This window comes from Stenotrophomonas sp. SORGH_AS_0282, assembly GCF_030818125.1.
Taxonomy (GTDB): Bacteria; Pseudomonadota; Gammaproteobacteria; order Xanthomonadales; family Xanthomonadaceae; genus Stenotrophomonas; species Stenotrophomonas rhizophila_A.
The window spans coordinates 1797314-1809714 of sequence record NZ_JAUTAB010000001.1 but is presented as its reverse complement, the minus strand read 5'-3'; the positions used below and the strand labels follow the sequence as shown (position 1 = coordinate 1809714).

Annotated in this window: 11 protein-coding genes and 1 pseudogene; 5 read left to right on the top strand and 7 right to left on the bottom strand. The window is 66.8% G+C overall.

Annotation, left to right across the window (positions count from 1 at the left end):
* The first annotated feature begins 249 nt into the window (after positions 1-249).
* On the top strand, positions 250-1515 hold the full coding sequence (locus QE395_RS08040; protein ID WP_306988395.1) for a fimbrial protein: 1266 nt from the start codon (positions 250-252) through the stop codon (positions 1513-1515).
* Positions 1500-2852, top strand: coding sequence for a CpaF family protein (locus QE395_RS08035; RefSeq protein ID WP_306988392.1), 1353 nt, complete (start codon positions 1500-1502; stop codon positions 2850-2852). The genes QE395_RS08040 and QE395_RS08035 overlap by 16 nt, the downstream gene beginning before the upstream one ends.
* A gap of 65 nt (positions 2853-2917) precedes the next feature.
* On the opposite strand, the gene QE395_RS08030 is transcribed toward QE395_RS08035, so the two are convergent.
* On the bottom strand, positions 2918-3682 hold the full coding sequence (locus tag QE395_RS08030) for a SapC family protein (protein ID WP_068854682.1): 765 nt from the start codon (positions 3680-3682) through the stop codon (positions 2918-2920).
* Positions 3683-3919: 237 nt separating this feature from the next.
* On the opposite strand from QE395_RS08030, the gene QE395_RS08025 reads away from it, so the two are divergent.
* Positions 3920-4612, top strand: coding sequence for a hypothetical protein (locus QE395_RS08025; RefSeq protein ID WP_306988390.1), 693 nt, complete (start codon positions 3920-3922; stop codon positions 4610-4612).
* Here QE395_RS08025 and QE395_RS08020 read toward each other — a convergent pair.
* On the bottom strand, positions 4594-5088 hold the full coding sequence (locus QE395_RS08020) for a DUF1543 domain-containing protein (protein WP_249832621.1): 495 nt from the start codon (positions 5086-5088) through the stop codon (positions 4594-4596). The genes QE395_RS08025 and QE395_RS08020 overlap by 19 nt on opposite strands.
* 101 nt (positions 5089-5189) lie before the next feature.
* Between QE395_RS08020 and QE395_RS08015 the strand changes: the two genes are divergently transcribed.
* A complete protein-coding gene (locus QE395_RS08015) occupies positions 5190-5495 on the top strand; it encodes a hypothetical protein (protein ID WP_217538531.1) in 306 nt (101 codons plus the stop codon).
* 457 nt (positions 5496-5952) lie between these two features.
* Here QE395_RS08015 and lldD read toward each other — a convergent pair.
* From lldD to QE395_RS07995, 4 genes and pseudogenes are all read right to left on the bottom strand, one after another.
* Positions 5953-7090: pseudogene (gene lldD, locus QE395_RS08010) on the bottom strand (FMN-dependent L-lactate dehydrogenase LldD).
* A 74-nt stretch (positions 7091-7164) separates the two neighbouring features.
* The gene (locus QE395_RS08005) at positions 7165-7599 is read right to left on the bottom strand and encodes a VOC family protein (RefSeq protein ID WP_093535860.1); all 435 of its coding nucleotides are present in this window, start codon (positions 7597-7599) and stop codon (positions 7165-7167) included.
* A complete protein-coding gene (locus QE395_RS08000; protein WP_068852546.1) occupies positions 7596-8054 on the bottom strand; it encodes an MgtC/SapB family protein in 459 nt (152 codons plus the stop codon). Before QE395_RS08000 ends, QE395_RS08005 begins: the two co-directional genes overlap by 4 nt.
* Positions 8055-8168: 114 nt before the next feature.
* Positions 8169-8927: an SDR family NAD(P)-dependent oxidoreductase gene (locus QE395_RS07995; protein ID WP_306988388.1), complete on the bottom strand. Its 759-nt coding sequence runs from the start codon at positions 8925-8927 to the stop codon at positions 8169-8171.
* Between the two features lie 161 nt (positions 8928-9088).
* On the opposite strand from QE395_RS07995, the gene QE395_RS07990 reads away from it, so the two are divergent.
* A complete protein-coding gene (locus QE395_RS07990; protein ID WP_068852552.1) occupies positions 9089-10183 on the top strand; it encodes an alkene reductase in 1095 nt (364 codons plus the stop codon).
* Between the two features lie 12 nt (positions 10184-10195).
* Here the strand turns inward: QE395_RS07990 and QE395_RS07985 are convergent, their stop codons facing one another.
* The gene (locus QE395_RS07985; RefSeq protein WP_306988386.1) at positions 10196-12091 is read right to left on the bottom strand and encodes a CocE/NonD family hydrolase; all 1896 of its coding nucleotides are present in this window, start codon (positions 12089-12091) and stop codon (positions 10196-10198) included.
* Positions 12092-12401: the final 310 nt, after the last annotated feature.

Here is a 12401-nt window from a genome sequence, read left to right as displayed (position 1 = left end):
GGCCCCTTCCTGGTTTGCTGGGCATTCCCCCCTTCGGAATGCGTCGCTGGTTCTACCGGACAGAATATCGGTGTGTTTTCGCGGAGTTTCTGCGTGAAGGTGTTTACACGGCGTCAATATCCTCCATTCACTTGATGTCCATGGGGCCATCACGGGGTGGCATGCAACACCCTGCCGATTTTGTGCATCCGCCGGGGCCGGCGGTGGCGGAACATCGTCCGACGTGCCCCGCGCGCAAGGACGCTTCCCATGGCCGCTCCCCTCCAGCTGCTGCACCCCAGGCCGCCACCGATGACCCTCGTCCTCTACGCCCCGGCCAGCCACCTGGCCGCCCTGCTCGAAGCCCGGCTCCCGGTCGGTATGCGCGTGCACTGGCAGGACAGTGCCGCGCCGGCGGGTGCCCTCGACGTCCATCGTCGCAGCGGCCCCTGCGTGGTGCTGCTGGATTATCTGCGCGGGGCCGCCCAGGCCTCCAGCGAACTGGCCAGACGGCTCCAGCGCAGTCATCCCGACCTGCCGCTGGTCGCGGTAGGGTCGACCTCGTCGAAGGAGGAGGATGGCATTGTCGCGGCGGTGCGGGCGGGCCTGCGCGACATTCTCGACCTGGAAGCGAGCACCGCCGAGATCGACGCCGTGCTGCGCCGCGCCGCCGCCCTGCCTGCCGATGTTCCCGACCTGCCTGCGCCGGGCGCCGCGAAGGCCCGGCTGATCCTGCTGCTGGGCGTACGCGCCGGGGTCGGCACCAGCACGCTGGCCACCCATCTGGGGGTGATGGCGCAACAGCTCGCCGTGCCCCGCGCCGGAGAGGACGACGCCACCGACACCCTGCTGGTCGATCTCGGCCATCCGGCCGGCGATGCCGCGCTGTACCTCAACGTGGACAGCCAGTTCCACTACGAGGATGCGCTGCGCCATGCCAATCGCATCGACGCCAACCTGGTCCGCACGGTAGTGACCCGGCACGAAGGCGGACTTCACCTGCTGGGACAGCCGGCAGGCGGAGATGGCGGTACCCTTGCCGATCCAGCCGTACTGATGCAGCGCCTGCGCGGGGTGTTCGGCACGGTGCTGTGCGACCTGGGTGGTGTTCCGGTCCGCCAGGTTCCCCGCTCCCTCCTCAACGGTGCCGATGAGATCTGGCTCGTCGCCGACCCGGCGATCGGCACGCTGGTCTCACTCGACCAGGTGTTGAAACACCTGGACGCCATCGGCAGCCGCGACGCGCGCCTGCAGTTGGTCATCAACCGCCACCACCAGGGCGGCGGACTGGGCCCGGCCCAGATCGCTGACCGGTTCGGCCTGCCATTGCTGGCTGCCCTGCCCTGCTGCGAACGCCTGCGCACCAGCGCCAACCATGGGCACCTGCTGTTGCACGATGCCCCTCGCGCGCCCTACCTGCGCGCGCTCGCGCCCTTGCTGGCGCGCCTGTGCCCTGCCGCGCCGCCTGCGCGGCCGCACACCCCGCTGGAAACCCTCATGCGCTTCCTGGACAGCCGTCAATGGAAAAGAAAGTAGCCCCGCTCGGCCCGGTCGCTGCGCATGCGGATTCCGTGCCCGCGGATCCGGCAGCGGACCCACGGGTGCCGTTCGCGCAGTCCGAGGACTTTCTGCGGGTGCTGGCCGCTGCCCATGAGCACCTGCTCAACAGCATCGAGGATGGCCAGGTCGACATCGACGCCTGGTCGCCGGTCACGGTAGCCCGCTACGTAACCACCCAGACCGACCGGTTCGTGCAGGAATGGCGCATCCCGGTCAATGCCGCCGAAATGGAAATCGTGGCAGCCGCGCTGGTCAAGGAACTGACCGGCTTCGGCCCCTTGGATGACCTGCTGCGCGACCCCGCCATCGATGCCATCCTCATCAACGGCTACCGGGATATCCAAGTCTCCCAAGCCGGGCAGCTGGTGCCGATCAACCAGCGTTTCACCGATGATGACCACCTGCTGCGGATCCTGCGCCGTATCCTGGCCCCGCTGGGGCGCCGGCTGGACGAAGAGTGCCCGATCGCGGACGTGCGCCTGCCCGCTGGTGGCCATCTCAACGCGATCATCCCGCCGCTGGCGCTGGATGGCCCGGTGGTCTCCATCCGCAAGTTCCGCAGGACCCCGTTCACCTGTGACGAGCTGCTGCGCATGGGCACGTTCGATCCCGCCGTGCATGCGCTGTTGAACGCCATGGTGCTGGGCCGCTGCAACGTCCTCGTCTGCGGCACCGCCGATTCGGGGAAAACCGCGCTGCTCAACGCCATGGCCGGATACATTCCGGCCGACGAACGCATCGCCACCGTCGAGGAGGTTGCCGAACTGACGCTCAAGCACCCGCATGTCGTGCGTCTGGAAAGCCGCGCAGCGGGCACGGACGGCCAGGGCGCGGTCGGCATCCGCGAGCTGATGCGCAGCAGCCTGGGCATGCGCCCCGACCGGATCCTGGTCGGTGAACTGCGCGGCGCCGAGGTCATCGAGATGCTGCAGGCGATGGCGACCGGGCACGATGGCTCCATGGCCACTGTGCGCGCCAGCTCCGCGCGCGACTGCCTGCAACGGCTGGAGATCCTGGCAGGACTCGCGGGCTTCCAGGGCAGCGAAGACAACGTGCGTCGGCAGATCGCCAGTGCGGTTGATTTCGTGGTGCATGTCCAGCGGCTGGGCAGCGGTCGCCGCGTGGTGGCGTCGATCAGCGAGGTGACCGGCATCAGCGACGGCGGCACCCGCGAACTGTTCCATCACGAACTGCAGATCGATGCCGATGGCCGCGAGCAGGACCGCTGGGTCGGGATCGACCTCCAACCCCGCTCCAGCAAGCTGGAGGCGTTCCGACGGCAGCTGCGCCAGGCACGGGGCAGCCGTTCCTGATGCCGGGACAGACAGAAACGGCGGCCCTGCGGCCGCCGTTTCCGTCCTCACACGCCATTGCGTGATCAGGCCGCGGCAGCGACCTGCGCGCTCTGGCGCTGCACCAGCGCATTGAAGCGCGCCAGCGAGCTCAGGTGGTGGTGGATCGAGGCCAGCCAGCCGTTGCGATGCCAGGCGAGGACGATGGCGTCGGGCAGCTTGGCGAACTTCTCGACGTCCACCACGTGGAAGCCGTTCACCGACATCTTTTCACCGCTGGGCAGGGTCACGTCGATGCTGCGCTCGACCAGCAGGTCCTGTTCCTTCAGCGCGGCGCTGAACTGGCGGGTCTGTTCGTATTCGCGGGTGAAATCGGCGCAGAACTTCATGGCGTTGTCGACCAGTTCGGTCGCCTTGCCATCAACGAACAGCGGCTCGCCTTCGTCGCTGACGCCCTGGTTGACCTGTTCCGAATCGGCATCCAGCGCCAGCAGGAAATTGTCGTCCTCGGCCTGCACGAACACGAACGGATAGCGGCGCAGGTAGGCCGGGGCGTAGGTGTCGTCGGCCCACTTGCCGTCGGTCACGAACAGGTTGCGGCGGGCCAGGCCCACGGCCACGATCGGCGAGGCATCCTGGCCGGTGAACAGGATGGGGAAATGCTGGGCGGCCATGCCGAATTCGCCGATCACCGCCGGAATGGCGTTGGTCTCGGCGGCGAACGCCAGCGAACCCGGACGCAGGCGCCAGTTGGCGTGCTTGTCCGATTGCAGCGGCAGCGGCTGGCGGTAGAACAGCGGACCGGAAGCCTGGGCCGGAGCGGCCGGCGGAGTAGTCGTTTCAGCAGTCATGAATTTGGTCAGGTACGACGCGCCATACAGCCCGGGCACGAAAGCGGGCACCGCATTGATCGACCACTATAGCGTGGCTGTTTTGCAGCCGGCTACCGCCCGGTGAATTCGCTGCACTGCAGCAACACGGGCCGGACGAGTCAATCCGGGCCCTCGAAACGAGCCGGTCGCGACGCGGTGCGTGGTCATGCCGGCAGGGGATGGGTAATGATCACGGCAGCTACGCGACGCCCCCCCATGCACGATACCGCCTGCCCGCCCCGCCTGTTCCGCCTGCTCAACCCTGTGCTGATGGGGGCCGCCTGCCTGGCACTGGCCGCCTGTGCCGAGCAGGGGCCGGCGGCGGCGGTGCACGAACTGACCCTGCTTCCCGAACCGGTGGCCACTGCGGCGCCGCTACCGGGGGGCGACCACGTGCTTCGGCGCGTGCATTTCCGCGACCGCCACGGGGAAGGCCTGCTGGTGCTGGAGCGAAGAGACGAAACCCATGAGGATGCCGACAGCGGCAACGTGCTCGAGGTCGCGGTGCTGACTGCGCAGCTGCATGCCCGGTCGGACCCGCGCGGGGCCTGGAGCAAGCAATGGCAGCGTCAGATCCGCCAGCCCTGCGCCGGACTGGACCTGGAAGCGGGCTGGTTTCTGGAGCACGTGGGCGTGACCGACCTGGATGGCGATGGCCAGGCAGAGATCACGTTGGCCAGCCACACGTTCTGTGGGGGCGGCATCGACCCGCACCAGCTGCACATCAGCCTGATAGACGGCGGCACCGGCTACGGAATCGAAGGTGAAACGCGGGTGTCGCTGCCCGGGGAGGAGCCCTTCGGCGGCGAACACCACGGCAGCGCGAACCTGGCGACCGCGCCGGCAGCGTTCGTGCAGCACCTGGAGGCGCTGTGGTCGACGCTGCGCGCTCAGCCGATCACGATGTAATCGCTGACCTGCTGGATGCCTGCATGCGCAGCGCGCACCAGCTGTACATGGCGGCCCCCCACCTGGTCGATGGCGATGCAGTCATCCACCTCCAGCAACGCATCGGTATGCGGCTTGTCCCACCGCGCATCCTGCAGCGCCTTGGCCTTGCGCCGGGCCGCCGCCAGATCAGGCGCGACCAGCAGCAGGTAATCATGCGCCTCGCCCAGTGCGCCGGGCACATAGCCACCCAGATTGACGAAGAACAGCCGGGGCTCGTCCGCCGCCGGGGCGGCGTCGCCAAACCCGACCCGATAGTCTTCGACCCCATCGACGGCCAGCCAGCCATCGACATGCAGCCCCTTGGCCTCGCCAAACCAGTCCCGGCGCAGCTGCGGATACGCATCTTCGATGCGTTCAACGTTGGCGAACGCCACGTCATGGACTTCGATCCGCGCGCGGGCATGACGCCCCCCCAGCATGAACACGTGCAGCACCACCGGCTCCTTGGTCGACTCCGGCCACCAGTGTAGCGGCGCCCACCCCGGGGCCACCACGGCGGTGGTATGGTCGGGGCTGGCAACCGCAGGAGCGACCCATGACGACCCGTTCGCGCAACGTGCTTCCGCTGGTGGCCCTGGCCACCCTGTCCCTGTCCGCCTGCGCCACCGCGCCCGGGCCGGAAATCACCGGCAGCGGCGAATGCCACGCCGAAGGCCTGACCTGGGCCATCGGCAAGAATGCCGACGAAGCCACCATGCGCACTGTCTTCAAGCAGAGCGGCGCCGGGCTGATCATCCCCATCGGCCCCGGCTCCACCGTCGCCACCCGCGACCACCGTCCCGACCGCCTGCGCGTCTACCTCGACAAGGACAACATCATCACTGCAGTCCGCTGCGAGTGATGTTGGTTTAGCGCGTACGGCGCAGAGCAAGAGCAAGAGCACAAGCAAGAGCAAAAAGCCCTGGTCTGCGAACGTCCGCGGCTTGGCCGGCGGGTGTGGGTTTGCGGGACACGCTGCAAGTACATCCATGTAAGCTCGTTCGCGCCATCCATGGCGCTCTACGGTCCCGCAAACCCACCCCCGCCAGCCTTTGACAGTTGGCCGGTGACCCACGGAAATCAAATACAAGGGCAACGGCAACGGCAACGGCAGCCACTACGCTGTCGCTTCTCCCTAGGCCACCGGCTCACTGTCAATGGGTCGGCGGGCATGGGGGTACGGGGGCTTTGCGAAACATGGATGTTTCGCAAGAGCCCCCAGGGATGGGTTTACGGCGCCCCCCGTACCCCCATGCCCGCCGGCCCAAGCCAGGCAAATTCGCAGACCAAGGCTTCACCGCTTTACCGCGTTACCGCTTTCAGCGCGACAAACCGACAAGAGAATCCTCACTGATCTCGCGAATGTTCCGCGCGCCGGTCAACGTCATCGCCACGCGCATTTCCTTCGCGATCAGATCCAGCAGGTTGGCCACGCCGGCCTCGCCGTGAGCCGCCAGCGCATACACGAACGCGCGGCCCAGCAGGACGCCGTCAGCACCCAGCGCCAGCATGCGAACTACGTCCAGCCCGCTGCGGATGCCCGAATCGACCAGGATCTCCACCTCGCCCTTGACCGCACTGGCGATGGCCGGAAGCGCGCGCGCCGTCGACAGCACCCCGTCCAGCTGGCGGCCGCCAGGATACCACGATGCCATCGGCGCCGAAGCGCACCGCATCGCGCGCGTCTTCGGGATCCAGGATGCCCTTGATCACCATCGGCCCCGTCCAGAACTCGCGGATCCATTCCAGGTCCTTCCACGAAATGGAAGGATCGAAATTGCTGCCCAGCCAGCCGATGTAATCGCCCAGCCCGGTGGGATTGCCGCGGTAGGTGGAGATGTTGCCCAGGTCATGCGGGCGCCCACGCAACCCAACGTCCAACGCCCAGCGCGGGTGGGTCACGGCCTGCAGCATGCGCCGCAACGGCGCGTTGGGACCGCTCATCCCCGAATGCGCATCGCGGTAGCGCGCGCCGGGCGTGGGCATGTCCACCGTGAACACCAGCGTGGTGACCCCTGCCGCCTTGGCGCGTTCCAGCGCATTACGCATGAAACCGCGGTCCTTGAGCACATACAACTGGAACCACATCGGGCGACCGATGGCCGGCGCCACCTCCTCGATCGCACACACCGACACCGTCGACAGCGTGAACGGAATGCCGCGGCTCGCCGCCGCTCTCGCCGCCTGCACCTCGCCCCGTCGCGCAAACATCCCGGTCAGCCCCACCGGCCCCAGCGCCACCGGCATCGCCATGCGCTCACCCAGCAGCTCCGCATCCAGGCTGAGGTCGGCCACGTTGCGCAGGATCCGCTGGCGCAGCGCGATGCCGGCCAGGTCTTCGACGTTGCGGCGCAGCGTGTGCTCGGCGTAGGCGCCGCCGTCGATGTAATGGAACAGGAACGGCGGCAGCCGGCGTTGCGCGGCGGCGCGGTAATCGGTGGAAGCGGAAATGATCATGGTCCAACCATGGCGAAGCGTTCACGATCCGCCCATTAGACCAAAGATCTACGCCCCCACAGCGGATTGGCTGCCTAACCGCAGCACGGACTGGCCGGTCCCTTGAGCTCCACCCCGTTGCCATCGGGGTCGCGCAGGTAAAGCGACAGCCCATCGCCTTCCGCACCCAGGTTGCTGCTGACCTGCCCATCCACCGCCACCCCGTGCATCGTCAGGTGCTCGCGCAGCGCCGTCTCGTCGAACGGCTCGATGCGCAGGCACAGGTGCTCGAGATTGCGTCCCTGCGCGCCGGCCGCCGGACCACCACGGCTGCCCAGTGCACCTTCTACGCTCACCAGGTCGATCATCGAGGATCCTGCATGCAGGTGCACCATGCCCAGCGTCGGGCGCTCGCGCGCTACCGTGCAGCCCAATACATCGCGGTAGAAGGCCACGGCACGTTGCAGATCCTGTACCCGCAGCACCAGGTGATCAAGGCGTTTGATCTCGAACGGACGTTCGCTGCTCATGGTGACTCCAGCTTTTTTGCCAATCGACGAAACACCGTCAGCACGATCACGCACATCACGCTGACCCCGATCGCAATCACATATTCCCCGATCCCCACCGCGATGCCGATGGCCGCGGCCATGATCAGCGAACTGGCCGTGGTCAAACCGCTGACCTCGTCATCGCGGTTGCCACGCAGGATGGTGCCCGCCGCCACGAAGCCAACGCACGCCACCACCGCCTCGATCAGGCGTACCGGATCCACCTGCAGCAGGTCACGGTAGCGCTCCTGCTGGAAATGCTCGGCGATGCTGTCGCCCAGGCCGACGATCAGCGCGGCCGCGCCGGCAATCAGCATGTGCGTGCGCAGCCCGGCCGCATGCTTGCCCAACTCCCGCTCCAGGCCGAGCACGCCACCAAACAACATTGCTGCGGCAATGCGCAGCAGAATCGACAGATCCTGTTCCAGTCCCATCCAGCTCTCCTCGGCAATGGTTCCAGCCTTGCGTGAGCGTCGTGGGAGTGCCGTGAAGTCGGGCGTGAGCATGGCGTGCAGGAGCGGGCCAGGCCCGCTCCTGCCCCACGGTGTTTACTGGGCCAGGTAACCGCCATCGATGGCGTAATACGTACCGGTAGCGAACGACGCGTCGGCACTGGCCAGCCAGGCCACCAGCGCTGCCACTTCTTCCGCCTTCCCCAGCCGGTTCAGCGCGTGCTTGGCTTCCAGCGCCTTGCGTACGGTCGGATCCATCTTGTCCAGCAGCGGCGTGGCAATGAAGCCCGGGCCAACCGCGTTGACCCGGATGTTGTCGCCCGCGTGTTCCCAGGCTGCGGTCTGGGTCAGGCCCACCACGCCGTGCTTGGCGGCCACGTAGGCGGCCGAATTGGCGAACCCGACCTGGCCCAGGATCGAGGCCATGTTGATGATGCTGCCGCCCTTGCCGCCCTTGCGCAGCGCCTGGATCTGCGCGCGCTGGCACAGGAACACGCTGTTGAGGTTCACGTCGATGACGCGCTTCCAGCCGTCCACCGGGTACTCGCCGCTGGTCGCCGACGGGCCACCGATGCCTGCGTTGTTGACCGCGATATCCAGCCCGCCCAGTTCCTGCACCGTGCGCTGTACGGCCGCGTCCACCGCCGCTTCATCGGTGACGTCCAGGGCGACGCCGATCGCATTGACGCCACGACCACGGATGGCCTCGGCGGTCTTCTGCACCGCGTCGTCCTTCAGGTCCCACACCGCGACCGCCGCGCCGGAATCGGCCAGCAGCTCGGCCACGGCCAGGCCGATACCGGAAACGCCACCGGTGACGATGGCAACCTTGCCCTTGAGTTGGTAATCGATCATTGCACTGCCTCTGCTTGGGTACCTCACTACCCTACGCCCCGGATGCGTTACACAACGTGCACGCAGCGCCCCGCAACAATGCTTCCCATCGCTGCAACGCACCCGGGCCTATGCTGGGTGTCGTATCCCCTGCACGACTTCCCTTCCCCAAGGCATCGCACATGACACAGTCCCCTGACGGTACGTTGTTCACCCCCACCCGGCTCGGCGCGATCGAGGTCGGCAACCGCATCGCGATGGCACCGTTGACGCGCAACCGCGCGATCGAGGGTCGGGTGCCCAACCCGCTGGCCATCCAGTACTACGAGCAGCGCGCGAGCGCCGGCCTGATCATCGCCGAAGCCACCCAGATCAGCCCGCTCGGCCAGGGCTACCTGGACACGCCCGGCATCTACAGCCAAGCCCAGATCGATGCGTGGCGCAAGGTGACCGATGCGGTGCATGCGCGCGGCGGCCGCATCGTGCTGCAGCTCTGGCACGTGGGCCGCATCTCGCACACCAGCCTGCTTCCGGACGGCGAAGTGCCGGTGGCACCCAGCGCCCTGCGCGCCAACGGCAAGACCTTCACCGCAAAGGGCTTCGAGGATGTCTCCGAGCCGCGCGCGCTGCGCCTGGACGAGATTCCCGCGCTGATCCAGGACTTCCGCCAGGCCGCACGCAACGCGATCACCGCCGGTTTCGACGGCGTGGAAGTGCATGCCGCCAACGGCTACCTGATCGATCAATTCCTGCGTGATGGCAGCAACCTGCGCACCGACGAATACGGTGGCAGCATCGAAAACCGCACCCGCCTGCTCGACGAAGTGGTGCGCGCGATCGCTTCGGAAATCGGCGCAGAGCGTACCGGCGTGCGCCTGTCGCCGGTGACCCCGGCCAACGATGCGCGGGATTCGCAGCCGCAGCCGTTGTTCGAACGTGCGGTCGAGCGCCTGGATGCCATTGGCGGCCTGGCCTTCGTGCATGTGATCGAAGGCGCCACCGGTGGCCCGCGCGACAACATCGCGTTCGATTACGCGGCGCTGCGCGCGAAGTTCAAGGGCCCGTGGATCGCCAACAACGGCTACGACAAGGACAGTGCCGAGCAGGCCATCGCGTCCGGCTATGCGGACATGATCGCATTCGGGCGCGCCTTCATCGCCAACCCGGACCTGGTCGAACGCCTGCGCCTGGGCGTGGCATTGTCCGACCTCGATCCGGACACGCTGTATGGCGGCGGCGCCAAGGGCTACACCGATTACCCGAGCGTGTCCGGATAATCGCCCTCGGCATCAGTACACCGGCAACGCAATGAACGACGCGTTGCCCGGTGCATGCCACACCTGCTGGGTCGCCTTCTGGTAATCGCCGGGCTTGGCCAGGTAGATGTTGGGCACGAAGGTCTGCGGGTTGCGGTCGTACAGCGGGAACAGGCTGGACTGCACCTGCACCATCACCCGGTGGCCCGGCTGGAACACGTGGTTGGCGGTAGGCAGGCCGAATTTGTAATCGAGCACCTGGTTGGAGGCGATCGCCTTGGGTTCGCTGAAGCTTTCGCGGTAGCGGCCCCGGAAGATCGCCATCGACACGCCCAGCTCATAGCCGCCCATCTCGGGCGTCGACGGCACCTGGTCCGGATACACGTCGATCAGCTTCACCACCCAGTCACTGTCGCTGCCGCTGGTGGCCGCCTGCAGGTTCACCTGCGGCGCGCCGCCGATCCGCAGCGGTTCGGTGAGCGGCTCGCTGACGAAGGTCAGCACGTCGGTGCGGCCATCGACGAAGCGCTGGTCCTTGACCAGCCAGCTGGTCCACATATCGCGGTCGGCGAAGCGTACCGGGCGCGGCGCGAACGGGACCGGCTTGGCCGGGTCGGAAACATAGGCTTCGTACGTGGCCTCCCCCGCCTGCGGCGCTTCGAACGAGAGCTTGCCGCCGGCGCGCAGGTACAGCGGTCTGGTCTGGGCAGCGGTACGCGGCCACTGCTGCAGCTTGTCCCAGTGGTTTTCGCCGGTGTTGTAGATCAGCACCGGGGGCGTATCGGCCTTGGCCGCGCCATCGACCAGGTACTGGTCGAAGAACGGCTTGAGCACGTCGCGGCGGAACTGCAGCGCGGTATCGCCGTTGAACTTGAGCGCGCCCAGGCTGCTGCCGTCATAGTTGACCTGGCTGTGCCGCCAAGGGCCCATGACCAGATAGTTGAGCGTATTGCCGGTGTCCCGCGGCTCCATCGCGGCATAGCTGTGCACCGCGCCCCACATGTCTTCCTGGTCCCACAGGCCCTGCAGCCACATGGTGGGGACTTTCAATTCGGTCTTGGCCATGCGCGCATCGAGCGCCTGTTCCTGCCAGAAGGCGTCGTAGGCCGGGTGTTCCACCAGCTTGTGCCACCACGCCAGCTGTTCCAGGCCATTGGCCTTGGCATAGTCACCGGCCGAGCCGGCACGCAGGAAGGTGGTGTAATCGTCGTAGCCGGTGCTGGGAATGGACGGGCCTTTGCCGCGCTTGGCCAGCTGGCCGGTGAAGTAGCCGAAGTTGACCTGGCGGAAGGCGCCGTAGTTGAGCCAGTCATCGCCCATCCAGCCATCGATCATCGGGCTCTGCGGCGCGGCGACCTTCAGCGCGGGGTGCGGGTTGGTGAGCGCCATCACCACGGTGAAGCCTTCATACGAGGAGCCCAGCATGCCGACCTTGCCGTTGCTTTCGGGCACGTGCTTGACCAGCCAGTCGATGGTGTCCCAGGCGTCGGTGGCATGGTCGACCTTGGTGGCATTGAGCGGGCCACGCAGCGGCCGGGTCATCACGTAATCGCCTTCAGAGCCGTACTTGCCGCGGATATCCTGGAACACGCGGATATAGCCGGCATCGACGAAAACTTCGTCGCCCTGCGGGAGGATGTCGCGCATATGCGGCGAATCGATGCGCTTGGCGCGGTTGGCGGCGTCGTAGGGCGTACGGGTCAACAGCATCGGTGCATTGCGCGCGCCCTTGGGCACGACGATCACGGTATACAGCTTGGTCCCATCGCGCATCGGAATCATCACTTCGCGCTTGTCGTAGTCATAACCGGCGGTAGGGGTGACGAATCCCTTGGCCGGAATATCCGGCGTCATCGGCGCGGTCTGCGCCGACACGCTGGCGGCAATCATCAGGCTCAACAGCACGACAGGCACGACACGAACACGCATGGCTCTCTCCGGGAAGGTGATGGCGACCTACCTCCGCAGCCTAGCGCCGTTCTTCCCCTGCCGATATGTGCCGATGGTTGGCCGCGAACGGCCTTTTACAGCAAAGCCTTGAGAGCCAGAGCCTTAAAAGCCAAAGCCTTGGTCTGCGGGCGTCCCTGGCTTGGGCCGGCGGGCATGGGGGTACGGGGGGCGCCGTAAACCCATCCATGGGGGCTCTTGCGAAACATCCATGTTTCGCAAAGCCCCCGTACCCCCATGCCCGCCGACCCTTTGACAGTGAGTCGGCGGCCAAAGAAACAGCGGGAGGTAC

Excerpts from the sequence above, each read along its gene's own strand:
- QE395_RS08040 (WP_306988395.1), top strand. The coding sequence starts at position 250 with ATGGCCGCTCCCCTCCAGCTGCTGCACCCCAGGCCGCCACCGATGACC.
- QE395_RS08035 (WP_306988392.1), top strand. The coding sequence starts at position 1,500 with ATGGAAAAGAAAGTAGCCCCGCTCGGCCCGGTCGCTGCGCATGCGGAT.
- QE395_RS08030 (WP_068854682.1), bottom strand. The coding sequence starts at position 3,682 with ATGACTGCTGAAACGACTACTCCGCCGGCCGCTCCGGCCCAGGCTTCC.
- QE395_RS08025 (WP_306988390.1), top strand. The coding sequence starts at position 3,920 with ATGCACGATACCGCCTGCCCGCCCCGCCTGTTCCGCCTGCTCAACCCT.
- QE395_RS08015 (WP_217538531.1), top strand. The coding sequence starts at position 5,190 with ATGACGACCCGTTCGCGCAACGTGCTTCCGCTGGTGGCCCTGGCCACC.
- QE395_RS08005 (WP_093535860.1), bottom strand. The coding sequence starts at position 7,599 with ATGAGCAGCGAACGTCCGTTCGAGATCAAACGCCTTGATCACCTGGTG.
- QE395_RS08000 (WP_068852546.1), bottom strand. The coding sequence starts at position 8,054 with ATGGGACTGGAACAGGATCTGTCGATTCTGCTGCGCATTGCCGCAGCA.
- QE395_RS07995 (WP_306988388.1), bottom strand. The coding sequence starts at position 8,927 with ATGATCGATTACCAACTCAAGGGCAAGGTTGCCATCGTCACCGGTGGC.
- QE395_RS07990 (WP_068852552.1), top strand. The coding sequence starts at position 9,089 with ATGACACAGTCCCCTGACGGTACGTTGTTCACCCCCACCCGGCTCGGC.
- QE395_RS07985 (WP_306988386.1), bottom strand. The coding sequence starts at position 12,091 with ATGCGTGTTCGTGTCGTGCCTGTCGTGCTGTTGAGCCTGATGATTGCC.